This is a genomic window from Mycobacterium sp. Soil_C_30 (genome assembly GCF_057656995.1).
The window spans coordinates 439,431-465,361 of sequence record NZ_JBDGJH010000004.1; the positions used below are offsets into that span (position 1 = coordinate 439,431).

Annotated in this window: 27 protein-coding genes; 12 read left to right on the top strand and 15 right to left on the bottom strand. The window is 66.8% G+C overall.

Annotation, left to right across the window (positions count from 1 at the left end; all coding sequences use genetic code 11):
• Positions 1-37 precede the first annotated feature (37 nt).
• Positions 38-433 carry an acyl-CoA thioesterase gene (locus AC3A6P_RS10285; protein WP_487691321.1) on the top strand — a complete coding sequence of 132 codons (396 nt, stop codon included), beginning with the start codon at positions 38-40 and terminating at the stop codon, positions 431-433.
• Positions 434-443: 10 nt separating this feature from the next.
• Here AC3A6P_RS10285 and AC3A6P_RS10290 read toward each other — a convergent pair whose 3' ends face one another.
• The 4 genes from AC3A6P_RS10290 to AC3A6P_RS10305 all read right to left on the bottom strand — a co-directional run bounded on the left by AC3A6P_RS10290 (position 444) and on the right by AC3A6P_RS10305 (position 3,754).
• Positions 444-1,163, bottom strand: a complete 720-nt coding sequence (locus tag AC3A6P_RS10290) for a GntR family transcriptional regulator (protein WP_487691323.1) — start codon at positions 1,161-1,163, stop codon at positions 444-446.
• A gap of 92 nt (positions 1,164-1,255) precedes the next feature.
• Positions 1,256-2,143, bottom strand: coding sequence for a dihydrodipicolinate synthase family protein (locus AC3A6P_RS10295; RefSeq protein ID WP_487691325.1), 888 nt, complete (start codon positions 2,141-2,143; stop codon positions 1,256-1,258).
• Positions 2,140-2,793 carry a YoaK family protein gene (locus AC3A6P_RS10300; protein WP_487691327.1) on the bottom strand — a complete coding sequence of 218 codons (654 nt, stop codon included), beginning with the start codon at positions 2,791-2,793 and terminating at the stop codon, positions 2,140-2,142. The genes AC3A6P_RS10295 and AC3A6P_RS10300 overlap by 4 nt, the downstream gene beginning before the upstream one ends.
• A 4-nt stretch (positions 2,794-2,797) precedes the next feature.
• Positions 2,798-3,754 carry a zinc-binding dehydrogenase gene (locus tag AC3A6P_RS10305; RefSeq protein WP_487691329.1) on the bottom strand — a complete coding sequence of 319 codons (957 nt, stop codon included), beginning with the start codon at positions 3,752-3,754 and terminating at the stop codon, positions 2,798-2,800.
• 315 nt (positions 3,755-4,069) lie between these two features.
• Between AC3A6P_RS10305 and AC3A6P_RS10310 the strand changes: the two genes are divergently transcribed.
• Both AC3A6P_RS10310 and AC3A6P_RS10315 read left to right on the top strand, forming a co-directional pair.
• Positions 4,070-4,936: a mycofactocin-coupled SDR family oxidoreductase gene (locus AC3A6P_RS10310; RefSeq protein WP_487691331.1), complete on the top strand. Its 867-nt coding sequence runs from the start codon at positions 4,070-4,072 to the stop codon at positions 4,934-4,936.
• A gap of 34 nt (positions 4,937-4,970) precedes the next feature.
• On the top strand, positions 4,971-6,116 hold the full coding sequence (locus AC3A6P_RS10315; RefSeq protein ID WP_487691333.1) for an alpha/beta hydrolase family protein: 1,146 nt from the start codon (positions 4,971-4,973) through the stop codon (positions 6,114-6,116).
• A 73-nt stretch (positions 6,117-6,189) separates the two neighbouring features.
• Here the strand turns inward: AC3A6P_RS10315 and AC3A6P_RS10320 are convergent, their stop codons facing one another.
• Positions 6,190-6,768 carry a TetR/AcrR family transcriptional regulator gene (locus tag AC3A6P_RS10320; protein WP_487691335.1) on the bottom strand — a complete coding sequence of 193 codons (579 nt, stop codon included), beginning with the start codon at positions 6,766-6,768 and terminating at the stop codon, positions 6,190-6,192.
• 193 nt (positions 6,769-6,961) lie between these two features.
• Between AC3A6P_RS10320 and AC3A6P_RS10325 the strand changes: the two genes are divergently transcribed.
• Positions 6,962-7,900 carry a DUF5996 family protein gene (locus AC3A6P_RS10325; protein WP_487691337.1) on the top strand — a complete coding sequence of 313 codons (939 nt, stop codon included), beginning with the start codon at positions 6,962-6,964 and terminating at the stop codon, positions 7,898-7,900.
• Positions 7,901-8,159: 259 nt separating this feature from the next.
• On the opposite strand, the gene AC3A6P_RS10330 is transcribed toward AC3A6P_RS10325, so the two are convergent.
• The 5 genes from AC3A6P_RS10330 to AC3A6P_RS10350 all read right to left on the bottom strand — a co-directional run bounded on the left by AC3A6P_RS10330 (position 8,160) and on the right by AC3A6P_RS10350 (position 13,445).
• Positions 8,160-8,444, bottom strand: coding sequence for a hypothetical protein (locus AC3A6P_RS10330; RefSeq protein ID WP_487691338.1), 285 nt, complete (start codon positions 8,442-8,444; stop codon positions 8,160-8,162).
• Positions 8,445-8,724: 280 nt separating this feature from the next.
• Positions 8,725-9,633: a methylmalonyl Co-A mutase-associated GTPase MeaB gene (gene meaB / locus AC3A6P_RS10335; protein WP_487691340.1), complete on the bottom strand. Its 909-nt coding sequence runs from the start codon at positions 9,631-9,633 to the stop codon at positions 8,725-8,727.
• Between the two features lie 73 nt (positions 9,634-9,706).
• Positions 9,707-11,362: an AMP-binding protein gene (locus tag AC3A6P_RS10340; protein ID WP_487691342.1), complete on the bottom strand. Its 1,656-nt coding sequence runs from the start codon at positions 11,360-11,362 to the stop codon at positions 9,707-9,709.
• On the bottom strand, positions 11,359-11,772 hold the full coding sequence (locus tag AC3A6P_RS10345; protein ID WP_487691344.1) for a cobalamin B12-binding domain-containing protein: 414 nt from the start codon (positions 11,770-11,772) through the stop codon (positions 11,359-11,361). The genes AC3A6P_RS10340 and AC3A6P_RS10345 overlap by 4 nt, the downstream gene beginning before the upstream one ends.
• A 38-nt stretch (positions 11,773-11,810) precedes the next feature.
• Positions 11,811-13,445 carry an acyl-CoA mutase large subunit family protein gene (locus AC3A6P_RS10350; protein ID WP_487691346.1) on the bottom strand — a complete coding sequence of 545 codons (1,635 nt, stop codon included), beginning with the start codon at positions 13,443-13,445 and terminating at the stop codon, positions 11,811-11,813.
• A gap of 151 nt (positions 13,446-13,596) precedes the next feature.
• Between AC3A6P_RS10350 and AC3A6P_RS10355 the strand changes: the two genes are divergently transcribed.
• The 4 genes from AC3A6P_RS10355 (at position 13,597) to AC3A6P_RS10370 (ending at position 17,186) form a co-directional block, all read left to right on the top strand.
• Positions 13,597-15,300 carry a thiamine pyrophosphate-binding protein gene (locus AC3A6P_RS10355; protein WP_487691347.1) on the top strand — a complete coding sequence of 568 codons (1,704 nt, stop codon included), beginning with the start codon at positions 13,597-13,599 and terminating at the stop codon, positions 15,298-15,300.
• A gap of 75 nt (positions 15,301-15,375) precedes the next feature.
• The gene (locus tag AC3A6P_RS10360) at positions 15,376-16,083 is read left to right on the top strand and encodes a GntR family transcriptional regulator (protein ID WP_487691349.1); all 708 of its coding nucleotides are present in this window, start codon (positions 15,376-15,378) and stop codon (positions 16,081-16,083) included.
• A gap of 75 nt (positions 16,084-16,158) precedes the next feature.
• On the top strand, positions 16,159-16,863 hold the full coding sequence (locus AC3A6P_RS10365; RefSeq protein WP_487691351.1) for an AzlC family ABC transporter permease: 705 nt from the start codon (positions 16,159-16,161) through the stop codon (positions 16,861-16,863).
• Positions 16,860-17,186, top strand: coding sequence for an AzlD domain-containing protein (locus AC3A6P_RS10370; protein ID WP_487691353.1), 327 nt, complete (start codon positions 16,860-16,862; stop codon positions 17,184-17,186). Before AC3A6P_RS10365 ends, AC3A6P_RS10370 begins: the two co-directional genes overlap by 4 nt.
• Here AC3A6P_RS10370 and AC3A6P_RS10375 read toward each other — a convergent pair.
• Entirely contained in the window at positions 17,159-17,710 is a 552-nt protein-coding gene (locus AC3A6P_RS10375) for a histidine phosphatase family protein (RefSeq protein WP_487691355.1), read from the bottom strand. The genes AC3A6P_RS10370 and AC3A6P_RS10375 overlap by 28 nt on opposite strands.
• Positions 17,711-17,716: 6 nt before the next feature.
• Positions 17,717-18,574: a 3-hydroxybutyryl-CoA dehydrogenase gene (locus AC3A6P_RS10380; RefSeq protein WP_487691357.1), complete on the bottom strand. Its 858-nt coding sequence runs from the start codon at positions 18,572-18,574 to the stop codon at positions 17,717-17,719.
• A 219-nt stretch (positions 18,575-18,793) separates the two neighbouring features.
• Here AC3A6P_RS10380 and AC3A6P_RS10385 point away from each other — a divergent pair, with 219 nt between their 5' ends.
• Positions 18,794-20,047, top strand: a complete 1,254-nt coding sequence (locus AC3A6P_RS10385) for an alpha-hydroxy acid oxidase (RefSeq protein ID WP_487691358.1) — start codon at positions 18,794-18,796, stop codon at positions 20,045-20,047.
• A gap of 4 nt (positions 20,048-20,051) precedes the next feature.
• Here AC3A6P_RS10385 and AC3A6P_RS10390 read toward each other — a convergent pair whose 3' ends face one another.
• On the bottom strand, positions 20,052-20,849 hold the full coding sequence (locus AC3A6P_RS10390) for an SDR family oxidoreductase (protein ID WP_487691360.1): 798 nt from the start codon (positions 20,847-20,849) through the stop codon (positions 20,052-20,054).
• A 111-nt stretch (positions 20,850-20,960) separates the two neighbouring features.
• Complete coding sequence (gene amaB / locus AC3A6P_RS10395; RefSeq protein WP_487691362.1) at positions 20,961-22,517, bottom strand: L-piperidine-6-carboxylate dehydrogenase; 1,557 nt, start codon at positions 22,515-22,517, stop codon at positions 20,961-20,963.
• A 233-nt stretch (positions 22,518-22,750) separates the two neighbouring features.
• Between amaB and AC3A6P_RS10400 the strand changes: the two genes are divergently transcribed.
• Both AC3A6P_RS10400 and lat read left to right on the top strand, forming a co-directional pair.
• Positions 22,751-23,209 (top strand): Lrp/AsnC family transcriptional regulator, encoded by a 459-nt coding sequence (locus AC3A6P_RS10400; protein WP_487691364.1) that lies wholly within the window; start codon positions 22,751-22,753, stop codon positions 23,207-23,209.
• A gap of 173 nt (positions 23,210-23,382) precedes the next feature.
• Positions 23,383-24,711: an L-lysine 6-transaminase gene (gene lat / locus AC3A6P_RS10405; RefSeq protein WP_487691366.1), complete on the top strand. Its 1,329-nt coding sequence runs from the start codon at positions 23,383-23,385 to the stop codon at positions 24,709-24,711.
• Here the strand turns inward: lat and AC3A6P_RS10410 are convergent.
• A complete protein-coding gene (locus AC3A6P_RS10410) occupies positions 24,704-25,249 on the bottom strand; it encodes a restriction endonuclease (protein WP_487691367.1) in 546 nt (181 codons plus the stop codon). The two genes, lat and AC3A6P_RS10410, sit on opposite strands and share 8 nt — an antisense overlap.
• A 54-nt stretch (positions 25,250-25,303) precedes the next feature.
• On the opposite strand from AC3A6P_RS10410, the gene AC3A6P_RS10415 reads away from it, so the two are divergent.
• Positions 25,304-25,927 carry a TIGR03085 family metal-binding protein gene (locus AC3A6P_RS10415; RefSeq protein WP_487691369.1) on the top strand — a complete coding sequence of 208 codons (624 nt, stop codon included), beginning with the start codon at positions 25,304-25,306 and terminating at the stop codon, positions 25,925-25,927.
• Positions 25,928-25,931: the final 4 nt, after the last annotated feature.

The following is a 25,931-nucleotide window of genomic DNA, read 5'->3' on the forward strand; positions in this document are numbered from 1 at the left end:
CGAGGCCGGGGGTGCAACGCGAAGAAAGGTGGGAACCGTGGCCGTCTGCCGGGTACAGATCCGGTACGCCGATCTCGATACACAGGGGCACGTCAACAACACGGCTCAACTGCAGTACGTAGAGGTCGCCAGGACCCGGGGCTACGTGGACGCGGGACTGTCCTGGCGGCCCATGCAGGTTGTTCGCAGCAATCAGATCGAGTACCTGCGGCCGATTCCGGTGACCGCGGATTCCGTGGACGTCGATCTCCAGGTGGCCGCGGTCGGGCGCACCTCGCACACCGTGACGTTCACGATCCGGGACATTGCGGGCACTGTTTTCTCCACGGGCCGGTGCGTGGTGGTCACGGTCGACGAGCACGGCCGCGCCGCACCCATCCCGGACGCCCTGCGGCGCTCACTCCTGCAGGCGCACGCAGATTCGGGCTCCTGACAGTGAGTTCCTAGGTGCGAACCTGGTGATGTTCCTCGGCCCAGCGCACGGTCGATTCGATGGAGTTGCGGACATGCTCGGTCATCGCGGTCCGTGCGGTATCAGCGTCGTGCTCGCTGATGGCGCGCCCGATTTCGCGATGCTCCTTGACGTTTCGCTCCAACAGTCTGACGCTGTTGGCGTAGGCGACATAGGAGGTGTTGCTCGGGAGTTTGCCGTGGATGAGTTGCAACGTCTCGGCCAGATTCCGGTTGCCGGCGGCCTGCAGGATGATGCTGTGGAACGCCTCGTTGGCTTCCGCCCACCGTTGGGCATCGCCGCGCGACCGGCCCGACGATCTGTCCTTCGGTGAGCGGGCGGCTATCCGCGCGGCGATCTTCTCGTAGTCCTCGAGGGACGCGAGCATGGTCTCGGCCTGCAGGTCCGTGATCCTCTCGGCCGCGAGTTCGGCGGCCAGCCCCTCGAGGGTGGCACGGACGTCACCGAGCTCGCGGATATCGCGTGCAGACAGTCCGTTGACCTGTGCGCCTCGATTACGCTCGATGGTCACGATCCCGCGCGACGCCAACACCAGGAGTGCTTCGCGGACCGGGGTGCGGCTGGTTCCGTATTCTTCGGCGAGCGCGCCGTGCCGCAGCCAGGAGCCGACCTCGATCTCGCCGGTGAGAATACGATGCTGAAGCGACGAGACGATGTGGTCGGCAGCTGGCCTGTCTGTCTCGCTGGTCATGACGCTCATTCCTTGTGAACCTGCACTCCGGTCGAACCTGATTGCATTTTATGGGCAAGATGTCGAATGCGGTCAACGCATCGCCCAGAGAGCTAGCGGTGTTGACCGGGTGCCACGAAACCGTAAGCGGTGCTGCAGCGGTCGAGGAAGGGTGCATACGGGTAGGCCGGTGGGCGGACTGCCGCCGTTGCGATGATGCCCTGCCGCCGCCAATGCTCTTTGCGGATGGCGATGCTGGTCTTTGCCTGAACCTCGAAATTGATCAGCGGCGCGATCCCGGCCATGGCGGTTCGGGCCCCCGCGGCGTTGCCGGCCGACCACTGGGTCAGCGCCTCACGTACCACTTCCGGCCGCGAGATGCCGCAAGCCACCGAGGTGGCGCCGCATTCGAGTTCGTCGATCAGGCTCAGGCCGCCGAGCCCGGCCATGCACGGTGCCCCGGTATTCTCCGTGAGGTGATGGATCCGCCAGAAAGTCGGCGGCGCTTCGCATTTAATTGCAGTGATGAACGGCATTCCGCGGACCGCCGATTCGAGTTCGGTGATCTCGATGGTGACACCGCTGGCGGCGGGATAATCCTGTATCACCAGCGAAACGCCGGTGTGCTCATGGATTTCGCTCCATTGCGCGCGCAGTGTTCCCGAATCGGGCTCGGTCACGGGGATCAGGACCGCTACCTCCCGGCCGCCGCCGATGCGGGACACCTGCTCCGCTTCGCGCAACCGGTCGCGGTGCGTAGGCCCGTTGAGCCCGACGCACAGCGGGAGATCTCCTGAGGCGGCCGCGATGGTCTCCAGCGCAGCGGCGCGCTCGCGGGCCGACAGTGAATGCGGTTCGGCGATGACTCCCATGGCCACGAGCCCGGTCACGCCGCGGCGGATGAGTTCTGCCACGAGTGCGGCCAGCGAGTCGTGATCGATTCTCTGCCCGTCCGGTGTGAACGGAGTCGGCAGCATGCCCCAGATATCGACGGCTGTCATCGCGCCGCCGCGTATCGGTGTCCGATCACGGTGACGGCTGCTGTGAGCGCCGCCGCTACGGCGAGACTGGTCGCCACACCGAATCGAAGCAGGACCGCGCCAGCGCAAGCGCCGAGGAGAATCATTGCCACCGAGGCGATTCGACGCTTCCACAGGTCCTTGGCGGAGTCGGGGTGTCTGAAGTCGGCGGCGAGCCCGGTCAGAGCGGACGTCACCACCACTGTCGTGACATCTTTGACCCCGACGTGGCGTGCGCCCGCGGCCTGCAATCCCAGGGCGGCCGCCAGGAACCCCGCGGCGATCATCGCCGTCGGCTGCGCCGTCACCTCGGAGAGCGCCGACCAGACAGCGACCGCCGCCAGCATCGCGGCGACCGTCGCGAACAGTGCGCTCACCGGGGGAGGCCAGCCTTCGGGATGACGGCGCACGATGCGGCCGCCGATCCCGGCGGCAGCGACAAACGTGACCAAGGCGATGAGGGGCCCGGCGATCGGCAGACCGTCGGCTTGGCCGATCGCCATCCCGAGGATGATGACATTGCCCGTCATGTTGCCGACGAAAACCCGGTCCAAGGCGAGGAAACCCACGGCGTCGCAGAGCCCGGCGGAGAACGTCAGCACCAACATGGTCGCGGGTAAGGGGATGCGCATCGGTTCAGTCGATCGTGATCACGGCTTTGCCGCTGAGGCGGCGCCCCAGTAGCGCGTCGATCGCCTGATCGACGTCTCGCCAGGACTGTTGCCAGGTCACGCGGGGGTCGAGGCTGCCGTCGTGGACCTTGCCCGCAAGCCAGGAGAGCCCTTGGCCCAAGTCGGTGCAGCCGGTCAGGTGAAACGACGTTATCGACCGGTTGTGTCGGCCGCCGTCACCGAAAAGATCGCCGAAGGCGAAGGATTCGCCGACGTCGGAGGAATGTCCGACGGCCACCAGGGTGCCGTTCTGCGCGAGCTTGCGGTAGGCCGCCACCAACTGCGGGCCACCCACCATGTCCAGCACACAATCCACCGGCACGGTCACCGACTCGGGCCCGGCAACGACCTGGTCTGCGCCGATGGCGCGTAGGGCCGCCTCGTGACGCTGTACGTTCGTGGTCGAGGCGATGACCTGTGCGCCGGCCATCTTGGCGAGCTGGATGGCGAAACCCGAGACGCCGCCACTGGCGCCCGTGATCAGCACCGTGGACCCCAGCCCCGCTCCGGCGCGCTGGAGCGCGCGTAGCGCGGTGAGTCCGGCCACCGGGATCGCACTGGCCTTCACGGTATCGGCGTCGGCGGGCAGGACCCCCAGGGAATCGGTCGACACAGCCCGCAGTTCGGCCCAGCCACCACCGGGCCCGAAACAGACGACCGGGGTGCCGATCTTGGGGCCGGAGCCGTCCGCGGCTTCCTGCACGACGTGGCCGGCGGTGTCGAATCCCAGCACAAGCCCGTCTGCCGGCCGCTCGATTCCCGAGCCCGGCTTCAGTCCACCCGCGACGGTCGCCACTTCGCCATAGTTCAAGGCAGCTGCGGTGACCCGGATGAGCACCTGGTCGGGCAGCGGCACCGGATCCTCGTGCTCACCGAGTCGGAGTCCTCGGGGGGCCTTCGAGTCGGTCAACAGTGCCTTCATATGTGTACCTCCGTGTCTGGGGCGGGGCAGAGCGGTCTTCGGACGTACGCTAACAGTTCGTCATGCAATAGAGCAAAAATAGGATGCAATTTTTGGAGGCAACATGCCTGTTCGGGACCGGTGCGCGGGGATCGATGGAGTTGGTCGTATTGCATCCGATCTTTACGGCCTTGCATCTGTCGGATACGCTGGCGCTACCCGACCTGTGCCGTGGGCGATCGTTTGGCCCGGGCGCCCCGCGGATCGCCCCGGCGGGAGTTCCCGGCTTCAAAAACGATGAGTGCCACGAGCATTCGCTGCGAAAGGGATCTGATCATGTCTTCGTTCGAGTCCAAGGTGGCTCTCGTCACCGGCGCCGGCCGCGGAATGGGCCGCGAGATCGCCCTCGAGTTCGCTCGTCGAGGTGGTGATCTGATCATCTGCGATATCGGACACGACCTCCCGTCCATCCCATACCCGCTGTCCACCGAGGCCGAGCTGTTGGAGACCAAGGAACTGGTGGAACAACTGGGACGGCGATGTGTCGCCCAGCTCGCCGACGTCCGAGACCAGGCTGCTCTTGACGCGCTGGTGGCCGCAGGAGTCCAGGCGTTCGGCCGTATCGACGTTCTTGCGGCGAACGCCGGGGTGTACGACTGGTCGCCGCACCCACTCTGGGAGACCTCGGATGAAGCCTGGAATATCCAGATCGGGGTCTGCCTCGAGGGAGTGTGGCGCAGCGCGAAAGCAGTGGCACCGCAGATGATCAGCCAAGGGCGCGGCGGCGCGATGGTGTTCACCTCGTCCAATGTCGGCGCGGAAGGCGCCAAGTTCTCGGCACCGTATGTCGCCGCCAAACACGGCGTGATCGGGCTCATGCGGACCGCTGCGCTCGAGCTGGGGGAGAAGGGCATCCGGGTCAACGCCGTGCTGCCCAGCACCACCGACACCAAGATCAACGATCATCCCGCTGGATGGCGCACTGCCAGCGGCAAACCCGACGGCGGCCGGGAGGACTATCTGCACGCAGTCCATCAGTGGAACGTGCTTCCCAACACCACCGCGCTTCCGCCGCAGGCAACCGCGCAAGCGGTTGTGTGGTTGGCCTCGGACGCCGCAAGCCACATCACCGGGGTCGGATTACCGGTCGACGCAGGGCATCTGGCCTTGCCCGGTTTCAATCCCTGGCCGATCCGCGACTGAACCCACAAGATCCAGAACTGAGGAGTCCCTCACCGTGACCGACAATCGCACCGGCCCGTTCTGGGCCGACAATCCCTTCTGGTCGTCGCTGCTGCTTCGGCTCAGCGCACTGTCCTATCGGCGCGGCGCCGACCTGACCGAAGTCTCAGCCATCGCGTCGACCATCGAGTCGGGCGACAAGGAGCAGTGGTACCGGGCTTTCACCGCGGCGGCCGAGCGATTGGAGGCGGCGGCGTCTGATCGGGACCGACCCACCCTGGCACGGCGCGACGTGCTCTGGCGCGCAACGATGTACCACCGTTACGCCGGCGCACTGCTGTCTCCGCTGGACCCGCGCGCAAGCGAGGCTGTGGCAGCGCGGCGACGAGCGTTCGGAGAAGCGGCGGCGCTGCACCCGCCCGGTATCGAACCCGTCGAAGTGCCCTACAGCGGCAACCTCCTTCCGGGCTGGCTGTGTGCCGGCGATCGTCGAGACGTGCAACAGCCTGCGCCCCTCGTCATCGTGGTGGGGGGTACCGACGGCTCGGCCGAGGAGATGTACTTCGCCGTCGGCAGCGCGCTCACCGAGCAGGGCTACACGGTCTTGACCTTTGACGGCCCCGGCCAAGGTGAAGCGCTGCGGCGCGGGATAACCGCCCAGCCTGATTTCGAGTCCGTCATCTCGGCGGTCATTGATCATGTGGCGGCCCGGCCGGACATCGATGAAACCCGGATCGGACTGGTGGGGCACAGCCTCGGCGGGTTGTATGCGCTGCGCGCTGCCGCGTTCGAACCACGCTTGCGCTCCACGGTCATCAGTAGCGCGCCCGAGGCGCTCCATGAAATCTTCACCGGCCCGGACGTGGTCTCGGAATCGGAAGATCCCGTGCTGAACTTCCTGCAGACCATGTTTCTGGCTGTCACCGGATCGGGCACGGTTCCGCAGGCAGTCGATCGGCTCACGGAGTTCCAGTTGGGCGAGCTGCCAAGCAAAATCGACGGCCCGCTGCTGGCTCTCTACGGGGGTGACGACGGGATGGTCGATGTCGGCGTCGGGGAACGACTGATCGCCGAGGCCGCTTCGAGCGACAAACGTCTGGTGGTCTATCCCTCCGGAGCGCCGGGAAGCTACCACTGCCAACAGGATTCACCGGCCGCAGCCGAGCTCGAGGTCAGCTCCTGGATCCACCGGACCGTGTAGACCGCGCAAACGGTATACGGTTGGGCGCAAGGGGCTTCGGCGCGAAGCGCGAAAAGCGCCCTCGCAGCTGACGTCAGCGCACTCCGTAGAACGCGAGTTGCAGAACCGCGTCGATGTGCTTGGGTTCGATGGGCATTCCATGCAACAGTCGGTACTCGATGAACCCGTAAAGTACGTCGCGCAGCGTCACCACGTCGGCGTCCGCCCGGATCTCACCCCGGTCTTGAGCCAGGGCGGCCCGCGCGCTGAACTGCGTGATGCTGGGTTCGATGATCTGGTCGAAGACGGCTTGCATCAGATCGGGGTCGGACTGGCAGGCGGCCACCAGCCCCTGATAGGCCGGTCCGAAGCCGGTCATGGTGACGACCTCGAGGATTTCGTTCAACTGGGTCCTCAAGTCGGCGATGATGTCGCCGGTGTCGGGGAATGCGACCACGGGATCCAGGCTCTGGATCGCGGCTTCGAGGATCACTGCGCCTTTGGAGGGCCACCAGCGGTAGATCGTCTGCTTGCCCACGCATGCCCGCCGAGCGATCGCCTCGATGGAGACATTCTCATACCCGACCTCGCCGATCAGCGAGATGCACGCCTCGAGGATGGCGCGACGTGAGTGCTCGTTGCGCCGTCCCGGGTCCGGCGGGTTGGCAGGCATGCGAAAACCCTAGGAGATGCCACCACGCAATCCAAGCGACGCGGTTCGCCTTGACGCGAGACGAACCGCCTCGTATCGTACGGGCAGTGGTCTGCTCGGTACCGGCCACCCCTGTCACGCAATGGTTCGTCATTCGCTGTCCGATCTGCCTGCCGAAGGAGAATCCCAGGATGACCACAACCGAGAAACCGGCATGACCAGTTCCCCCGCGGGCAACGGATGGCCGGCATTGCGCGTAGACGACTGGGAGACGACGCGCAGAACGTTGCACATGTGGACCCAGATCGTGGGCAAGGTGCGGTTGGCTTACGCGCCGCTGCTCAATCATTGGTGGCAGGCACCGCTGTATGTCTCACCACGAGGGTTGACGACTTCGGCTATTCCGGTGGGCACGCGGCTTTTCGACATGGAGTTCGACTTCATCGACCACGTTCTGGCGGTGCGGGTGAGCGATGGGGGCTCCGACCATCTGGAGTTGCGCGACAGGTCCGTGGCGCAGTTCCATGACGACACGATCTCGATGCTCGACCGCCTGGGTATCGCGGTGCGAATCTCCAAGCACCCCAACGAGGTCGATCCTGCCATCCCGTTCGCCGAGGATGAGCACGTGGGCTACGACCCCGCTGCCGCCAACACATTCTGGCAGCAGTTGGTGCAAGCCGATCGGGTGATCGGACAGTTCCGTTCCCGGTACCTCGGCAAAGTCAGTCCCGTGCACTTCTTCTGGGGCTCATTCGATTTGGCGTGCAGCCGATTCTCCGGCCGCGTCGCGCCCCCTCATCCCGGAGGGACGCCGAACTGCGGCGACTGGGTCATGGTCGAGGCCTACTCACACGAACTGAGCAGCTGCGGCTTCTGGCCCGGTGGCGGAGAAGAAGGCGCGTTCTACTCCTACGCTTACCCCGAACCGGACGGATACGCCGATTTCACCGGGCGTCCGGAAGGAACCTTCTACCACACCGAACTGCGTCAATACCTGCTGCCGTATGAAACTGCGCGCACGGCACAGGATCCGGATCGGTGCGTGATGGACTTCCTCGAGTTCACCTACAGCGCGGCCGCCGAACTGGCGGGCTGGGACCGTGATTCGTTGGAGATCGACCCCCACCGCTGGGCGGCGAAGGCGAGATAGTCGACATCGGAGAGCTGTGGCCACGCCGGGGAAACCGAACCGGCGAGATCTGGCCGATCTTGCGAAAGCCGGTGCCACCTTCGACGGTTGTCGCACAACAGGCTGTGCCACTTGGAGATTCATCGGTGTCATTGCTTTCACCCGACGGCATCAAAGACCGTTAGAACCGGCGCGAGCGAGAGCATCGGCGCGACGCTCCCGTAGAGGGTCGGTAAGCGAAAGTTCAGCGCCGCAGCGAATTCCGGCCCGCGATGTCTGATCAGTCCTCGTCAGGATGGACGAGGGTCGGCTGAGTCGCTCTGACCGGAGGGGTGAAACCATCCGTGCCGGTGGGGGCCGGCGCTTTTTCGGTCGGGCTCACCGTCGGCTGTGTCGTGGTGGTTGTGGTCGTGGTCGTTGTGGTCGTGGTGGTCGACTCTTCAGGGGTATCGCTTTCGCTGCTGCACGCCGCGGTGAGCCCGAGCAGTGCGAGGATGGCGCCGGCACCGATCGCTGCCGACATGCGGTGACCCAGGCGGGTGGAGGGCTGCTCGACATGGGGCATGGGGATTCTCCTTCGGCGAGAAACGAACGATTGCATGGTGGGCCGTAGGGCTCTCACGGGTGATCTCGACAATACGAGTCGGTCCGTCTCGAGTCAAGACGGAACGGTCCGTATCGTGTCGCGTGAGTCCGCCGGCCGCTTTTCACTCGGGTGAGCAGCGGAGTGCCATGGCCGCCGTGCCAGTCCTCGCCGCGAATATCACCGTGGGCGTTGCGCTCTCAGTGGCCGATCTCCGCGCCGTCGTTGCGGTCGCCGGCCGACACCGCACCGACGTAAATCATTAGTCGGTGTGCAAGGTGAAAGTGGCCATCCACTGGTCGGCGGCGGCCCGTGGGGTGAGTTCACCGTCGAGGACCTGCCGGCGCAGCTCGGCCAGTCCTGTCGACCCGGCCATGGTGTCACGGAGCAGCGTGGTGACGCGCTGCTCTATCGAGCGGATGAGCTCATCGCTCTGTTGCTCCTGACGCCGCTGCCGACGCCGCCCGGAATCACGGTCGCGCTCATCGAAGCCGCGCAACGTCGTCCACAGCGCGTCCACGCCCTCGCCGGTGAGCGCGACGGTGCAGCACACCGGAGGCATGTCGGCATGTGTGTGGCCGGCGCCGACGGCCAGCGCCTGCTTGAGATCGCGCACGAAGGAATGGGTCTCGGGGCGATCGGCCATGTTGACGACAAACAGGTCGCCGATCTCCATGATGCCGGCCTTGTTCATCTGCATGGTGTCGCCGAGCCCGGGCACCAGCACGACCGCCACCGTATCGGCGACCGTCAGCACGTCGAGTTCCACCTGGCCGACGCCCACCGTTTCGACGATGATGACGTCATATCCGGCTGCCGCAAGCACTTTCACCGCACCCCGAGCGGCGCGGGCCAGCCCGGTGGTGGAACCGCGGGTGCCCATGCTGCGGATGAAGATCCCCGGATCCTGGGCGTGTGAGGACATCCGCACCCGGTCGCCGAGCACCGCACCTCCGGTCAGGTGGCTCGAGGGGTCGATCGCCAGGATTGCCACCGTACGACCCTCGGCGCGGATCTCGCGCGCCAACACGTCGACCAGTGTGCTCTTACCCGAGCCGGGGCTGCCGGTGATACCGATGATCTGGGAGTTGCCGTCGCATGGCAGGTCCGCTCCTTCACCACGCTCGACCTGACTGATCAGCCGCGCTACGGCGCGCTCGGATGTCAGCATCGGGGCGGCAGCCTGACCGCGCCGTCGACACCGGATGCGGCCCCGGTGACGATCACCGATGCAACATGAATGATCAACTGGCACCGTCCTTTCGCACAGGGTGGTTCACACCGCGTCTCACCGTCCAGCCCGCCTGTTCCCGATCCCACTCGCCGGCGGTCTCCGGCATGGCGCGCAGCGTACGTTTGAGGACCTTGCCGGTGGGAGTCTTGGGCAGATCTCCGATGAACTCCAGATACCGCGGAACCGCGAAGTACGGCAGGCGTTTCACGCAGTGGGCGAGTACGTCCACGGGATCGGGCGGGGTGGTGCCGTCGGGAATCACCAGGAAGGCCTTGATGTCGTCCTCACCCTCGGCGGCCGGGCGCGCGATCACCGCGCAGTCGTCGACCTCGGGCAGCTCGGTCAGTGCCACCTCGATGTCATAGGCGGTGACGTTCTCGCCCTTGCGCCGGATGCGATCGTTGAGGCGGTCGAGGAAGTAGAAGTAGCCGTCGGCGTCGCGGCGGCCCGCGTCGCCGGTGTGGAACCACAGATTGCGCCACGCTTCCACGGTGCGCTCCGGCATGGCGTGGTAGTGCAGGAACGTGGTGAACGGAAACCGCGGGCGGACAACGATTTCGCCCACCTCGCCGTCGGGCAGGGGTTCGTCGGTCACCGGATCGACCACCGCCACCTCGAACCAGTGCTCGAGCGCCTTACCGCAACTACCCGGCCGCAGTGGCTCATCGAGCGGCCGGTAGATCGGCAGGCACGTCTCGGTCATGCCGTACGCCTCGATGCAGCGGGTGTCGAACCGGCGCTCGAAATCCTCGGCGATAACGGCCGGGATCGGGATGGTGATCATCCGGCGGACACCGTGTTCGCGGTCGCGGGTGGTCTCCGGGCGGTTGAACACGTACTGCGCCATCACCCCGAGCAGGCTCGTCACGGTTGCCCCGCTGGTGCGCAGATCGTCGAGCCACCCACTGGCGCTGAAACCCTCCGCCAGCACCACCGAGGCGCCCGCGATCAAGCTGGCATAGACCTGCATGAACTGTGCATTGGCATGGAACATGGGCAAGCACACGTAGTAGATGTCGTCCTCGACGATCCGCAGCTGTTCGACGACGTGTACCGCGAAGGTGTACATGTGGCCGTGCGGGACCACCACACCCTTGGCCGGCCCTGTGGTACCGGAGGTGTAGATGATCGACGACGGATCCTGTTGGGAGACGGCGGTATCGGGTGCCGGGCCGAGGGTGAGATCGAGTTCAGCGAGAGCGGTTGTCGGCCAGGGCAACACCGTGGCCTCACCGCGTACCACCACCGTCGACACGGTGTCGAGTTCGCCGGCCACCTCCGACAGCGTCGACGCGTACTGCGCATCGATGATCGCCACCTGCGCGCCGGAGTTGTTGGCGATGTGCACCAGACTTGCCCCGCGGTTGGCGGTGTTGGTGGGCACCTCGACAGCGCCGAGGAGATTCACCGCGAACCAGCAGGCGATCATGTCGATCGAGTTGTTCATGATCAGCAGGACGCGGTCACCCTTGGTGACTCCCATCGCTGCCAGGCCGGCTGCCCGGCGTTCGGAGAGCGCGAGAAGTCCGGCATAGGAGAGACTTTCACCGGACATCGTGCTCACACACAGCTTGTCCGGATGCGCCGAGGCCCCCTTCCGCAGCACCGCGGGCAGGGTCCAGCTCTCCCGGTCGGTCGGTGTGACCGGTCGCGTCGGCGCGCTCATGACGGAACGTGTTGCGCGTCAGGCGTCTTGGCGACCCGCTCCTCGATGAACGACACGATGTCGGCGGTGTCGGTGCCGGGTGGGAAACAGCCGTCGATACCCATCCGGCCCAGCTCCTCGATGTCCTCGGGCAGCAGGCTGCCCCCGGCGATCATCAGGATGTCCTGAGCGCCGGCCGCATCCAGGCGCTCCTTGAGATCCCGCATCAGGCGGACATGCTGGGCGGACAGATTGGAGACGCCCACCACGTCGACGTCCTCCTGGACGGCGGCGCGCGCCACATCCGGAATGGTGGTGCGCAGACCGGTGTAGATGACTTCCATGCCGGCGTCGCGCAGTGCGCGCGCGACGATCTTGACACCGACATCGTGACCGTCGATACCGGGTTTGGCCAACAGAACTCGGATCATGAGATGCCTTTCGGGGTGTGTCTCAGGACGGTGGTCGTTCAGAAAATCGGCGGCGCGACGTACTCGCCGACCTCGGCGATGACGCGCTTGACGATCTCGCCCTGGGAGGCGTGCGCCTTGCTGGCCGCGATCACGGCGTCCATGACGTTTCCGCCGTCGGCCACGACCTTCTGCAGATCGTCGAGAGTGCGGTCGACCTCGGAGGCATCGCGCTCGGCGCGGACCTTCTCCAGGCGCCGGATCTGCTGCTTCTCCGAGGCCTCGTCCACACGGAAGGTCTCGATGGGTCGCTCACCCTGGGTGCCCTTGAAGTCGTTGACGCCCACGATCGTTCGCGTGCCCTGCATGATCTGCAGATTCTGGTGATGTGCGGTGTCGGAGACCGTGCGCTCCAGCCAGCCGCTCTCGACGGCACGGATGGCGCCGCCCTGGCCGTCGACCTGCTGCATCCAATCCCAGGTACGTCGTTCGATCTCGTCGGTGAGGTTCTCGATGTAGTACGAGCCCGCCAGCGGGTCGACCACGTTGGTGATACCGCTTTCGTAGGCCACCACCTGCTGGGTGCGCAGCGACATCCGCTGCGCGAACTCCGACGGAATGGAGTACGCCTCGTCGAAGCACGAGACGGCCATCGACTGCACCCCGCCCAGGGCGCCGGCCATGGCCTGCAGAGCGCCGCGGATCAGGTTCACCTCGGGCTGCTGATAGGTCATGGTGCTGCCGCCGGTCTGGACATGGGTGCGCAGCTTGCAGTTCTTCGGGTCGGCGCCGAACCGGTCATGCAGCAGCTGAGCCCAGATACGGCGGGAGGCACGCAGTTTCGCAATCTCCTCGAGGAAGTCGTTGTGCACGTTGAAGATGAACGAGAACCGGCCGACGAAGCTGTCGATCGGAAGACCCCGCCCGAGCAGCTCCTCGATGTAGGCTTCTGCGTGCGCGAAGGTGAAGGCCAGTTCCTGGTCGGCCGTGGTGCCGGCCTCACGGATGTTGTACCCGTTGAGGCTGATGCCGTTCCAGCGTGTCATGTGCTGTGCGCAGTATTCGATCAGATCGCACGCCAGGCGCACCGACGGGGCAGGCGGGAAGATGTAGGTTTTCTGCGCGTAGAAGTCCTTGAGCGGGTCGTTCTGGACGGTGCCGCCGAGTCTGCGCAGGTCGAAGCCACGCATCTGCGCCGCGGCGATGTACTGAGCCACCAGCACGAAGGCCGGGTGGTTGATGGTCATGGAGACGCTGATGTTCTCCAGATCGATGCCGTCGAACAGGTCGTACATGTCGGGCAGCGTGTCGATGGCGACGCCGGTGCGGCCCACCTCGCCCACCGAACGCGGGTCGTCGGAGTCCAGGCCGATCAGCGTCGGCACGTCGTAGTCGTTGGACAGACCGGTCTGGCCCTGCTCGATGACGTACTTGTTGCGCGCATTGGTCTCGGGCGCGGTGCCCAGGCCCACCACCTGGCGCCGGGTCCACTGCCGGGTCCGGTACATGGTCGGGTGGGGCCCGCGGGTGTAGGGGAATTCGCCTGGGGCGCCGAGCTTGTGGCGCGAGTCCCAGCCTTCGAGGGTGGAGGCGTCGTAGAGCGGGTCGACCGGGATCCCGGACAACGTCTCGAATGCCGGCTCCTGTGCTGGTTCGCGGGTGGGGGCGCCTTCGCGCGTCTCTGAGACGGTCATCCGATCCCTTTCAGCGGGTGGGGGCGAGCGGTTGTGGTTCTACATACATGTGGTTCTACCAAAAGTGTGATGCATGCTACTATGGACTCTGGATCCAGGATTTGCAATACACGTCGGATGTTTGTCGGCTATTCCGCAGATTGGTGGTCACATGACTCAACAAACCGTCGCCCAGCTCATCGCCGAGAAGCTCAAAAGCCAAGGGGTGCAGCGTATTTTCGGCCTGTGCGGTGGTCACATCCAACCGCTGTGGGATGCCGTGGCCCGCGCGGGGATCGACGTCGTGGACGTGAGGCACGAATCCGCCGCGGTGTACATGGCGCACGCCACCGCCGACCTGTCCGGCGATCTGGCGGTGGCAATGGTGACCGCAGGCCCCGGGCTGACCAATGCCGTGACGGCCATGTCCAATGCGTTCGTGGGGCGCAGTCCGGTGCTGGTGATCTCCGGCCGGCCTCCGCGACCGCAGACGGGTATGGGTGCCATGCAGGACATCGACCAGGCAGCCATCGTCGCGCCGCTGTGCCGTCTCGTCGAGCAGGTCTCCGAACGGCACCACGTCATCCCGCGACTCGACAAGGTGATCGCCGCGGCCCTGGGTGCCGGCACCGGAGCCACCGGCCCCGCCTACATCGATTTCCCCACCGATCTGCTCGACGAGGTGGTGGCGCCGGCCGACATACCGGCACTGGCCATGCAACCGCGTCGTGCCAAAGTGATTGCCACTGAACCGGATTCGATCACCGCGGCGGCGGAGCTGATCCGTGCGTCGTCACGCATCGTCGTCATCGGCGGCCGTTCGGTACGCGCCGCCCCCGACCAGGTGCGCACCTTCCTGACCGAGGCGCAGGCGCTGTACCTGGACTCCGGGGAGAGCCGCGGCGTGATCCGCGACGACGTCCCGGGGTTCGTGCCCGCCATGCGCGGCCGGGCCATGAGCGAAGCCGACCTCGTGGTGACCCTGGGCCGCCGGCTGGACTTCCAGCTGGGTTACGGGTCACCCGCGGTGTTCGCCCCGCATGCCCGGTTCCTGCGGATCGGTACCTCCTTCGAGGAACTCGGCGAAAACCGCCGCGGTGACGTGGAAGTGCACGGCAGCACCGGCGCGGTGCTGGAGGCGTTGTCCGGCGCGACCCCCAGCTCGCCGGACACCGCCTGGCTGGAGCAACTGCGCGACGGCAACACCAAGCGGGTGCGCCAGTTGGCCACCAAACTGGCCTCACCCGATCCCGACGAGCAGGGCCGGATGTCGCCCAACTTCGTGGTCGGCGCGGTGAACGATCTGCTGACCGACAGGTCGGTGGCCGTCGCCGACGGCGGTGACATCCTGTCTTTCGCCCGGGTGGGCCTCAAGCCGGTCGACTATCTCGACTGCGGCGCGCTGGGCTGCCTCGGCGTGGGCGTGCCGTTCGCCATCGCCGCAGCCCTGCACCGGCCCGACGAACCGGTGATCGCCGTAATCGGTGACGGCAGTTTCGGTTTCACCGCCATAGAGGTGGACACCGCGGTGCGCCACGGCGCCAAGGCGGTGTTCGTCGTCGTCAACAACGAAGCCTGGAACATCGAACGCCACGATCAGGTCGAGCGGTTCGGCAACAACCTCGTCGGTGTGGACCTGCCCGGTTGCCGGTATGACCTGCTGGCCCGTGGGCTCGGTGCACACGGCGAACGCGTCGAAGACCCCAGCGAGTTGCCCGACGCCCTCAAACGGGCGCTGGACAACGCGCCCGCCGTGGTCGACGTGCTGGTCAGCCGCACGGCGAAATCGGCCGATTTCCTCGGTGGACTCGCCGCCGTTCCGCCCCGTCAGGCGGTCGGGCCGTGGAACGCCGCGGAGGTCAAGCGTTACGCGTGAGTCGCTGCCGGCGCGCTCGGCGGACGTGGGGATAATGGCTCATGGATCCACAAATCACCTCATGAGGAGACGACCGTGAGCCTTCACCCGCACGGCAACGCAGGCCTGGGCGGCGGCACCGCACTGAGCGCGCTACCCCCGCGCGACTCGAACGCACTGGTGCGCTCGGTTCGCGACCGCCTGCGCATGGCCATCATCCTCGAGGAGATCCCGTCGGGGGCCCGGCTGAACCAGGTGCAGGTCGCCGAACAACTCGGTGTCAGCCGGATGCCGGTGCGGGTGGCTGCCGCCGACCTGGTGGGTGAGGGACTGCTGGAGCACCTGCCCACCGGCGGCGTGGCCGTGCGGTCGCTCTCGGCGCAGGACGTCGCCGACGCCTACAAGGTCCGTGAGGCACTCGAAGCGCAGGCGGTGCGCGAAGTGGCGGTGACCCGTCCGGCTGCCGGGCTCAAACGGCTTTTCGCGATTCTGCGTCAGCACGAGGAACTCCACGGCGTCAACGACACCCGGACGCTGCTCGAACTGGACCGTGCCTTCCACGGCACCATCCTCGATTCGACGGACAACCCGTTCTTCAGCCGGGCGATGGTGCCCATGTGGTCCGTGGTCGAGCGGGCCATGGTCGGCATGCTGCGCACCGTGCCGGACATGTTCGACCTGGCCTGGCGGCAGCACCGGGAGATCGCCGAAGCGCTGGCCACCGGCGACGCCGACCTGGCCGAGCGGTTGGCCAGAGAACACATCAGGAACTCGGCGGAGAAGTTCACCGCCGAGGACGTCTAGACCGGCACCCGGAACCACCGCTCCCCGGCGTGGGGTGCGTGGTGCGACGCCGTCTCGACCCGTAGCAGGAGAACCATGACCGAAGCGAAAGACCCGCCGCGGCGGCCGCTGAGATCCGGTGCCATCGCCATGCTGCCCGTTCTCATCGGGATAGCGCCGTTCGCGGCGGTCGCCGGCCTGGCGGGCACCCACAACGGCTTCAGTGTGTTTGAGACAGCGTCATTTTCGTTGCTGGCCTATGCCGGGGCGGCCCAGGTGGCGGCGCTGGATCTGATCGGCAACGGCGCCGGGGCCGGGGTGGTGATCGCCACCGCGCTGATCATCAACGTGCGCTTCATCGTGTACTCGGCCACCCTGGCGCCGATGTTCGCCGACTCGAGCTTGCAACAACGCGCCGTCGGGTCGTACCTGTTGGTCGACCATGCCGTCCCGCTCACGGTGAACCGCACCGCCGACTGGCCGCGGCGCGACAGGGTGGCCTTCTATCTCGGTGCCTGCCTGGTCTTCTGGGTGACGTGGCAGGTGTGCTCGCTCATCGGGTCATTCCTGGGGTCGCTGCCCGATTCCGGCGTCCTGGCCTTCGCGGTGCCCATCTCGTTCCTGGCGCTGCTCGCGCCCCAGCTCACCGAGCGACCCAAAGCGCTGGCGGCCGTGGTGGCCGCGCTGGTGGCCGTCACGTGCTCGGGCCTGCCGGCCAATCTGGGCATGATGCTGGGCACCGTCGCCGGTATCGCCGCGGGCGCGGCGTTCGGATGGCGCGCGGCCGGTGGGAAAGTATGAGTACGGCATCGATCTGGCTGGTCATCGTGGCCACCGCGGTGGGCGGATTCCTGCTGCGCGCGGCGTTCATCCTGGTGCCCGTGTTGCCCCGCAACCTCCCGCCGCGGCTGAGTCTGGTGCTGCAGATGGTGCCCGCTGCTGCCTTCGCGGCACTGGTGGCGCCTGCGGTGTTCTTCGACGGCGACGGCGGCGAATTCAGGCTGCTCTCGCCGGCCACCGTGGCGGGCGCTGTTGCGCTGCTGGTGTCATGGCGGTGGAAGAACCTGGCGCTGAGCATCGTGGTGGGGCTGGCAGTCTATGCGTGCGTCGACCTGTTTCTGTGATCGATCGAAATCCGTACCACACAACCGTTTTCGGGAACCCGGTCGGTATGGTCGGCACGGGCCCACAATCCGATCGCCTCGCGGATGACGTCACCGTGCGTCACCACCACGACCGGTCCGCCATCGGCGGTCAACCATTGCGTCAGGCGACGCAACCGCCGGGCCACGTCGTTGCGTGATTCTCCCTGCGGCAGAGCCTGATCGGCGGACAGGACTTCGGCGGCGCGATGACCGTCGGCGACCGGTTTGCCCTCGAAGATGCCCCAGCAGCGTTCCCGCAGCAGCGCAGTGTGCTGCACCGGCACGCTCAGGCGCGCGCCGATGACGTGTGCCGTCTCGGCAGCTCGGTGCAGATCGGAACTGACGACGCGCGCGGGGGCGTGTGGCACGAGGGCGTCCGCGGCGGCGTGGGCCTGCCGGATACCGTCGGCTGTCAGCGGCGGCCACGCCGTCTGGCCCTGCATCAGCCCGGCCCGGTTCCACGTCGACTCACCGTGTCGTACCCACAGTGAGTCGATGCCCATGATGGCTCAAGCGTAGGTGAAGAACCCGCGGCCGCTCTTGCGGCCGAGCAGTCCGGCGTCGACCATCCGGGCCAGAAGCGGTGGGCACGCGTACTGCGTCTCCTTGAACTCCTCGAACAGGGAATCGGCGATCGCGCGCACGGTGTCCAGGCCGATCAGGTCGCTCAGCGCCAGCGGGCCCTGCGGGTGGGCGCAGCCCCGCACCAGGCCTTCGTCGATGTCCTCGGCGGTGGCAACCCCCGCCTCGACCATGCGGATCGCCGACAGCAGGAACGGAATGAGCAGTGCGTTGACCACGAAACCCGCGCGGTCCTTGCAGTCGATCGGGTGTTTCCCCAGCACGTCCTGCACGAAGGCACGCGCCCGCACTGTGGTGGTGTCGGCGGTCAGGTAACTCGGCACGAGCTCGACCAGCGACAGCACCGGAACCGGGTTGAAGAAGTGGATGCCCATGACGTTCTGCGGGCGTGCGGTCGCCACACCGAGTTTGATGATGGGGATCGAGGAGGTGTTCGAGGCCAGGATCGCCGCGGGGTCGGTCACCACCTCGTCGAGTTGACCGAAGAGCCGAGTCTTGACGGCCTCGTCCTCCATGATCGCCTCGATGACGAGCGTGCGATCGGACAGCGCCTGTAGGTCCTCGACGATCTGGATGCGGTCGAGCACGTCGGCGGCCGACGGAATCTTCCCGCGGCTCTCGGCCTTCGTCAGCGAGTTCTCGAGCCGGCGTTGCCCGGCCTGGGCCGCGGCGGTGGTGGTCTCCACGACGATGACGGATTGCCCTGCGCGCGCCACGGTTTCGGCGATTCCAGCGCCCATCAGGCCACAGCCGACAACGCCGACCTTCTCTGTCGAATCCGTCATCGGCTACCTCCACCGCTCGGGGACGCCCCACATCGGACGACCACTCTGTGGTTCTACCTTATGGATCCTGCTAGCGCTGCCGCAATAGGGCTGCCGCCTTTCACGGCCGGGTATGGGCTCGCCGCTTCGACGGGGTTACACTGATCGATTGTGTGTCGGGCGTGGTAGGACCACACCTGGCGCGCGTCGCCCTTGATCTCTCGAACGAAGGATTTGCCCATGACGCGACGTCAAGTTCCCAAGGTGCATGACCTCGCGCCGCTGCTGCAGTTCAAGAAGCCCAGCCTGGACTTCAAGCAGAACCGGCTGAACAAGGCGCAGACCGTCTACGACCTGCGCAAGATCGCCAAGCGGCGCACCCCGCGCGCGGCCTTCGACTACACCGAGGGTGCCGCCGAGGCCGAGATCTCACTGGCCCGGGCCCGTCAGGCGTTCGAGGACATCGAGTTCACCCCGTCGATCCTGCGTAACGTGGCCGACGTCTCCACGGGGTGGGACGTGCTGGGTGCACCGGTGTCACAGCCCTTCGGAATCGCACCCACCGGCTTCACTCGCATGATGCACACCGAAGGCGAGATCGCCGGAGCCCATGCCGCGGCCCGGGCCGGTATCCCGTTCTCGCTGTCCACCATGGGCACCACCGCGATCGAGGACGTTCAGGCCGCCAACCCCCACGGCCGCAACTGGTTTCAGCTCTATATGTGGAAAGACCGGGACCGGTCAATGGCGCTGGTGGAGCGCGCCGCGAAGTCCGGATTCGACACCCTGCTGGTGACCGTCGACGTGCCGGTGGCCGGTGCGCGGCTGCGGGATAAGCGCAACGGTTTCTCGCTGCCCCCGGCGCTGACCCTGAGCACCGTCGCCAATGCGATTCCGCGGCCGTGGTGGTGGTTCGACTTCCTGACCACCGAACCGCTGTCGTTCGCGTCGCTGGACCGCTGGTCGGGCACCGTCGGCGAACTGCTGGACTCGATGTTCGATCCCACCGTCGACTTCAACGATCTGCGCTGGATCCGCGACCAATTCCCGGGCAAGGTCGTGGTGAAGGGCATCCAGAGCCTCGACGATGCCAAGAAGGTCGCCGAAGTAGGCGTCGACGGTATCGTGTTGTCGAATCACGGTGGCCGCCAACTGGATCGGGCCCCAGTGCCGTTCTACCTGCTGCCGGAAGTGGCCCGTGAGGTCGGCAGCGAATACGAGATCATCCTCGACACCGGCATCATGTCCGGCGCGGATGTGGTGGCGGCCGTGGCCCTCGGGGCACGCTTCACCCTGCTCGGGCGTGCCTACCTGTACGGCCTGATGGCCGGCGGTGAGGCCGGTGTGGACAAGATGATCGAGATCGTCAGCGGCCAGATCGCCCGCACCATGCGTCTACTCGGTGTCACATCGCTGGAGGAGCTGGGACCCGAGCACGTCACGCAGCTGGTCCGGCTGGTGCCGCGCGGTTCGGCGGTGTCGCTGCTGCACTGAGGGATCAGCTACTCAGCGTGCGCTGATACCGCCGCATCCCGGAGATCCACCTGTCGTAGTCGTTGCCCTTGCCGCGGTACATGTCCAGTACCGCGGCATGCGGCAGCACCAGGAATCGGTTGTCGCGCACCGCTTCCAGCGTGGTGGCAGCGACATCCGCGGCGCTGAGCACCTGGCCCGACTGCACAATCGATTCCGCCCCGATGCGGCCGGACAGGTCCGTCGAGGCCCGGACGGCGTCGAGCAGGGGAGTGTCCACCCCGAGTGGGCACACGCAACTGACGCCGATCCCGTCGTCGCCGTAGGTGATGGCCAGCCATTCGGCGAACCCGACGGCGGCGTGTTTGGTGACGGCGTAGCCCGCGGCCCCGAGCTGCGACAGCAGCCCGGCGGCCGAGGCCACCGAGACGAAGTAGCCGCTGCCGCGCTCTTGCCAGCCCGGGATCAGCTGTTCGGCCGCGCGGATGTGCGCGCGCAGATTGACGTCCAGAATGCGGTCCCAGTCGCTGTCGCCGCCCAGGCCGGAGACCCCGATGATGCCGGCGTTGGCGACGTAGATGTCGACGGGCCCGAACTCATTGGCCGCCAAGCTGATCAGCGCCGCGATACCCGCGGCGGTGCTGGCGTCCGCGCGGCCTGCCACCGCCCCGGTGCCGATCAGTTGGGCGGTGGAGACGGCGCCGGCTTCGTCCAGATCGCCGACGACCACCCGGGCGCCCGCGTTGGCCAATCCCTCTGCCAGTGCCTTGCCGATACCCGAACCACCGCCGGTGACGATGGCGACCTTGCCCTCGATGTCCATGTCTACATGCTTACCGTGTGGCGCGAGCGCTCACTTTTGTACGCCGGAACCGGCGTGTTGGTGTGCAGACACGCGCGATCGCGCTGGGGGGGCGGGGTGGTTGGGGGGAGGTCAGCCGAACTTGACGCCTTGGGCCAGGGGCAGCTCGGAGGAGTAGTTGACCGTGTTGGTGGCCCGGCGCATGTAGGCCTTCCAGGAGTCGGAGCCGGATTCGCGGCCGCCGCCGGTCTGCTTCTCGCCGCCGAATGCACCGCCGATCTCGGCGCCGGAGGTGCCGATGTTGACATTGGCGATACCGCAGTCAGAGCCGTCGGCGGCCATGAACCGTTCGGCCTCGCGGATGTCGGTGGTGAAAATGGCCGATGAGAGGCCCTGCGGCACAGCGTTGTTCAGCGCTATCGCCTCGTCGAGGGTTTGGTAGGTCAACACGTAGAGGATGGGGGCGAAGGTCTCGTCGTGCACGATCGCGGTCTGAGCGGGCATCCGCACCACCGCCGGTGTCACGTAGAACGCACCGTCGTCCCCGACGTCGACGCGCTCACCGCCGGTGACCTCGCCACCGTCGGCGCGGGCCTGCTCGAGGGCACCCACCATGTCGCGGTAGGCGGTCTCGTGGATCAGCGGTCCCACCAGAGTGCCGTCGGTGAACGGGTCGCCCACCGGCAGGCTGCGGTACGCCCCGGCGATCCGCTCCACCAGGGTGTCGACCACTTCAGTGTGTGCGATCACCCGGCGCAGGGTGGTGCACCGCTGCCCGGCCGTGCCCGCGGCGGCGAACACGATGCCGCGGACCGCAAGGTCCAGATCTGCCGACGGGGTGACGATCGCGGCGTTGTTACCGCCGAGCTCAAGCAGGGCCTTGCCGAAGCGTTGCGCCACCCGCGGTCCGACCTGGCGGCCCATCCGCACGGACCCGGTGGCGCTCAGCAGCGCGATGCGGGGGTCGTCGACCAGGCGCTCGCCGACCTCGCGGCCACCGATGACGAGTTGACTGACCGCCGGGGGAGCACCGACATCGCGGGCCGCGCGTTCCAGCAGCGCCTGACAGGCGATGGCGGTCAGCGGGGTGAGCTCCGAGGGTTTCCACACCACGGTGTCGCCGCACACGAGTGCCACCGCAGAGTTCCACGCCCACACCGCAACCGGGAAGTTGAACGCGGTGATGACGCCGACCACGCCCAGCGGATGCCACGTCTCCATCAGCCGGTGGCCGGGCCGCTCGGAGGCGATGGTGCGCCCGTACAGCTGTCGCGACAGCCCGACGGCGAACTGGCAGATGTCGATCATCTCCTGCACCTCGCCGAGGGCTTCGGAGGTGATCTTCCCGGCCTCGATGGTGACCAGGGTGGCCAGGTCGGCCTTGTGTTCGGTCAACAGCTCACCGAGTCGGGCGACGAGCGCACCCCGCACCGGCGCCGGGGTGGTGCGCCACACCTGGAACGCGTCGGCGGCAGCGGCGACGGCGGCTTCGACATCGGAGTCAACGGCCTCGGTGATGGTGAACAGCACCGCGCCGGTGACCGGAGTGCTCGACAGCACACCATGGCCGCCGGGGGCGCCGAGCTCGGTGTCTTCGACCGGGCGTCCGAAGATGGTGGCCAATGCCTCGCGGGCGCGAGCGCGCAGGTCATCGGCCGTGGGCAGCGTCGTCGAAGCCGTTGATGTCATGACAGTCATGATGCCGCTTTCTGGTTGGGGGTGTGGTGGTCCTGCAGATCCGGGCCGGCCGTCCGAGTCCCGATCGGAGCGGAGGAGTCTCGCTGCTGAGGCCGGACAGAAGCTCTGGTACACAACGGGTTTGGGGAGGTGGCCCTCAGGGCCGTGAAATGCGTCCGGACCTGCCGGATCTCGACCTGTGGTAGCCGGTTCATGGGGTGACCGACCTGCGATAGTCTCCGCTTGTGGCCGACGCCGAGCATCTCGATGACATCGACCGGACGCTGGTGCGCGAATTGGTCGCCGACGGCCGTGCGACGTTGGCCCACCTGGCCAGCACGGCCGGGTTGTCGGTGTCAGCGGTGCAGTCACGAGTGCGTCGGCTCGAATCACGCGGTGTGGTGACCGGATACACCGCACGCATCAACCCGGAAGCGGTTGGCCACATGCTGTCGGCGTTCGTCGCCATCACCCCTCTCGATCCGTCCCAACCCGACGATGCGCCGGCCCGGTTGGAGCACATCGAAGCCATCGAGGCGTGTCACTCGGTGGCGGGTGAGGAGAGCTACGTCCTGCTGGTTCGCGTGGGGTCGGCCCGGGCTCTGGAAGACCTGTTGCAACAGATCCGCACGGCGGCCAATGTTCGCACACGAAGCACGATCATCCTACAAACTTTTTACGACGGACGGCAATCTCTCCCGTAAATCTTACGTCTATGGCGCGCTTGTGGGCCAAAATTTCCTGAGGTGTCGCAGTGGGCGGCAGCTCCGTTGCGGCTGGTCATCGGGGTTGACTCTGCTCCCGGTTCGGCGCAAGCGCAGCAACATGTCCGGAAAATGCGGTCGTAAGCCGTAAATATTCCGTTATTATGACCAGCATGACGGAACTTTTGGTACCGGTGTCCGAATCTGCCACCATCACGCCTGCGGACGTGCATCGAGTGCTCCACCGCAGCATCCTGGCCGACGGTATGGACCTGGTTCTGGACCTCGATCAGTCCAGCGGCTGCTACCTCGTCGACGCACGTACCGGCCGCCGATATCTCGACATGTTCACTTTCTTTGCCTCCTCGGCGCTGGGGATGAACCATCCCGCGCTGGCCGACGACACGGAGTTCCGCGCCGAACTCGCCGCGGCGGCGGTCAACAAGCCCAGCAACTCCGACATCTACACGGTGCCGATGGCGCGCTTCGTCGACGCGTTCGCCCGGGTGCTGGGTGACCCGGAGCTGCCGCACCTGTTCTTCGTCGACGGGGGAGCGCTGGCGGTTGAGAACGCGTTGAAGGTGGCGTTCGACTGGAAGAGCCGGCTCAACGAGGCTCGCGGCCTGGACGCTCAACTCGGCACCCGAGTGCTTCATCTGCGCGGCGCCTTCCACGGCCGCAGCGGCTACACGCTGTCGCTGACCAACACCGATCCCAACAAGGTCGCCCGATTCCCGAAGTTCGACTGGCCACGTATCGACGCGCCCTACATCCAGGCCGGCCGCGATATGCACGCCCTGGAAACGGAGTCGTTGCGGCAGGCGCGCGCGGCCTTCGAGGCGCACCCGCATGACATCGCCTGCTTCATCGCCGAACCCATCCAGGGCGAGGGCGGCGACCGCCATTTCCGGCCGCAGTTCTTCGCCGCGATGCGTGCGCTGTGCGACGAGTACGACGCGCTGCTGATCTTCGACGAGGTGCAGACCGGTTGCGGCATCACCGGCACCGCGTGGGCCTACCAACAGCTCGGCGTCACACCCGACGTGGTGGCGTTCGGCAAGAAGACCCAGGTGTGCGGCGTGATGGCCGGCCGTCGGGTCGACGAGGTACCCGACAACGTCTTCCACGTCAGTTCACGCATCAACTCCACCTGGGGCGGCAACCTGGTCGACATGGTGCGGGCGCGACGGATCCTGGAGACCATCGAAGCCGACCGGCTGTTCGACCAGGCCGCCGACACCGGGCGTTACCTGCTGCGCCGCCTCGGTGAACTCGCCGAGGAGTTCCCCGGCACGGTGCTCGACGCCCGCGGTCGCGGACTGATGTGCGCCTTCACCCTGCCGACGCCGCAACAGCGCGACGACCTGATCGCCAAGCTCTGGGAACGCGGGGTGGTGATGCTGGCCAGCGGACACAGCAGTGTCCGATTCCGGCCGGCCTTGACGGTGACCCGCACCGAGCTCGACCTCGCCGTGGCGGCGGTGCGCGCGGCGCTCAGCTGACCTGCGAGGTCAACCGCCGGATCTCGCTGCGCAACCGCGGCAGTTGCGATCCGCCGACCAGGACGCAACCGTGCTGTTCGGCGAGCCGGCGTGCCGCTGGGGTGAATTCCTGGTTGGACACCACCATGGTGCGGGTGCAGTCCTGCATCGGCGCCCCGGCCACCACCTCTTGAATGGCGCCGGGACCGACCGGGCGGCCTAGGCGCTTACATTGCACGGCAACACGATCCGGACGCCGGCCGAGGATCAGGTCCACGCCCCAGTCGCCGGACAGCGGGGTCATGATGACCGGCACGCCGGCGCTGCGCGCCACATGCGCGACGTAGTCCTCGAACTCGATACCCGACATGGCCGCGGTCGGGTGTTCGGCGGCGCGGGGGGTGACGGCCCCCCGCAGCGCACCCGCCAGGAAGCGCGGCGCCAACGCGGCCGCCGCGGCGATGAGTGCGCAGTACCACGGATCGACGCCCGACGCGTACGCGGCGAAACCCGCGCCCGCCGCGATCACCAGGAGAACTCGGACCCGAAGCACGGCCACGATCGTAGGGGCCGCCCCTGACACGAGACTCCCGGTCTGCTTACTGTGGTGACCATGACCGTTGCCAAGCGCGAACGCGCTGCACTCGTCGAGACCTTCCGCGCCGTCGGCCCCGATGCGCCCACACTGTGCGAAGGCTGGACCACCCGTGACCTCGCCGCGCATCTGGTGCTGCGGGAACGCCGGCTCGACGCCACCCCCGGCATCGCGTTCGGCCCGCTGTCGGGCTACACCGCCAAGGTTCAGGACCGGATCGCCGCCTCGACACCCTGGACGGAGCTGGTGGACAAGATCGCCGGCGGGCCGCCCCTCTACTCGCCGTTCATCGTGCTGGACCCGCTGGTGAATGTCGCCGAGATGTTCATCCACCATGAGGATGTCCGGCGCGCTCAACCTGGTTGGGAGCCAAGACAATTGGACAGCGCGATGGTGGCGGCGTTGCTTCGCCCCTTCCCGATGCTCAGCAAGGTGGCGTTGTCGAAGGTGCCCGGCAGACTGGTGTTGCGTACCGCCGACGGCCGCACACTGGCCACCGTCGGCAACGGCCCCGAGGTGGTGCTCACCGGCGCGCCGGAGGAATTGCTGCTCTACGCCTTCGGGCGCGACGCCATCCGGGTGGACTTCGCCGGTGATGACGCCGCCGTGGCGCAGGTGAAGACCGCCAAGCGCGGGCTCTGAACCC

Coding starts and splice junctions, on each gene's coding strand:
- AC3A6P_RS10290 (WP_487691323.1), bottom strand. CDS start 1,163: ATGACCAGCGAGACAGACAGGCCAGCTGCCGACCACATCGTCTCGTCG.
- AC3A6P_RS10295 (WP_487691325.1), bottom strand. CDS start 2,143: ATGACAGCCGTCGATATCTGGGGCATGCTGCCGACTCCGTTCACACCG.
- AC3A6P_RS10300 (WP_487691327.1), bottom strand. CDS start 2,793: ATGCGCATCCCCTTACCCGCGACCATGTTGGTGCTGACGTTCTCCGCC.
- AC3A6P_RS10305 (WP_487691329.1), bottom strand. CDS start 3,754: ATGAAGGCACTGTTGACCGACTCGAAGGCCCCCCGAGGACTCCGACTC.
- AC3A6P_RS10310 (WP_487691331.1), top strand. CDS start 4,070: ATGTCTTCGTTCGAGTCCAAGGTGGCTCTCGTCACCGGCGCCGGCCGC.
- AC3A6P_RS10320 (WP_487691335.1), bottom strand. CDS start 6,768: ATGCCTGCCAACCCGCCGGACCCGGGACGGCGCAACGAGCACTCACGT.
- AC3A6P_RS10325 (WP_487691337.1), top strand. CDS start 6,962: ATGACCAGTTCCCCCGCGGGCAACGGATGGCCGGCATTGCGCGTAGAC.
- AC3A6P_RS10330 (WP_487691338.1), bottom strand. CDS start 8,444: ATGCCCCATGTCGAGCAGCCCTCCACCCGCCTGGGTCACCGCATGTCG.
- meaB (WP_487691340.1), bottom strand. CDS start 9,633: ATGCTGACATCCGAGCGCGCCGTAGCGCGGCTGATCAGTCAGGTCGAG.
- AC3A6P_RS10340 (WP_487691342.1), bottom strand. CDS start 11,362: ATGAGCGCGCCGACGCGACCGGTCACACCGACCGACCGGGAGAGCTGG.
- AC3A6P_RS10345 (WP_487691344.1), bottom strand. CDS start 11,772: ATGATCCGAGTTCTGTTGGCCAAACCCGGTATCGACGGTCACGATGTC.
- AC3A6P_RS10350 (WP_487691346.1), bottom strand. CDS start 13,445: ATGACCGTCTCAGAGACGCGCGAAGGCGCCCCCACCCGCGAACCAGCA.
- AC3A6P_RS10355 (WP_487691347.1), top strand. CDS start 13,597: ATGACTCAACAAACCGTCGCCCAGCTCATCGCCGAGAAGCTCAAAAGC.
- AC3A6P_RS10365 (WP_487691351.1), top strand. CDS start 16,159: ATGACCGAAGCGAAAGACCCGCCGCGGCGGCCGCTGAGATCCGGTGCC.
- AC3A6P_RS10370 (WP_487691353.1), top strand. CDS start 16,860: ATGAGTACGGCATCGATCTGGCTGGTCATCGTGGCCACCGCGGTGGGC.
- AC3A6P_RS10375 (WP_487691355.1), bottom strand. CDS start 17,710: ATGGGCATCGACTCACTGTGGGTACGACACGGTGAGTCGACGTGGAAC.
- AC3A6P_RS10380 (WP_487691357.1), bottom strand. CDS start 18,574: ATGACGGATTCGACAGAGAAGGTCGGCGTTGTCGGCTGTGGCCTGATG.
- AC3A6P_RS10385 (WP_487691358.1), top strand. CDS start 18,794: ATGACGCGACGTCAAGTTCCCAAGGTGCATGACCTCGCGCCGCTGCTG.
- AC3A6P_RS10390 (WP_487691360.1), bottom strand. CDS start 20,849: ATGGACATCGAGGGCAAGGTCGCCATCGTCACCGGCGGTGGTTCGGGT.
- amaB (WP_487691362.1), bottom strand. CDS start 22,517: ATGACATCAACGGCTTCGACGACGCTGCCCACGGCCGATGACCTGCGC.
- lat (WP_487691366.1), top strand. CDS start 23,383: ATGACGGAACTTTTGGTACCGGTGTCCGAATCTGCCACCATCACGCCT.
- AC3A6P_RS10415 (WP_487691369.1), top strand. CDS start 25,304: ATGACCGTTGCCAAGCGCGAACGCGCTGCACTCGTCGAGACCTTCCGC.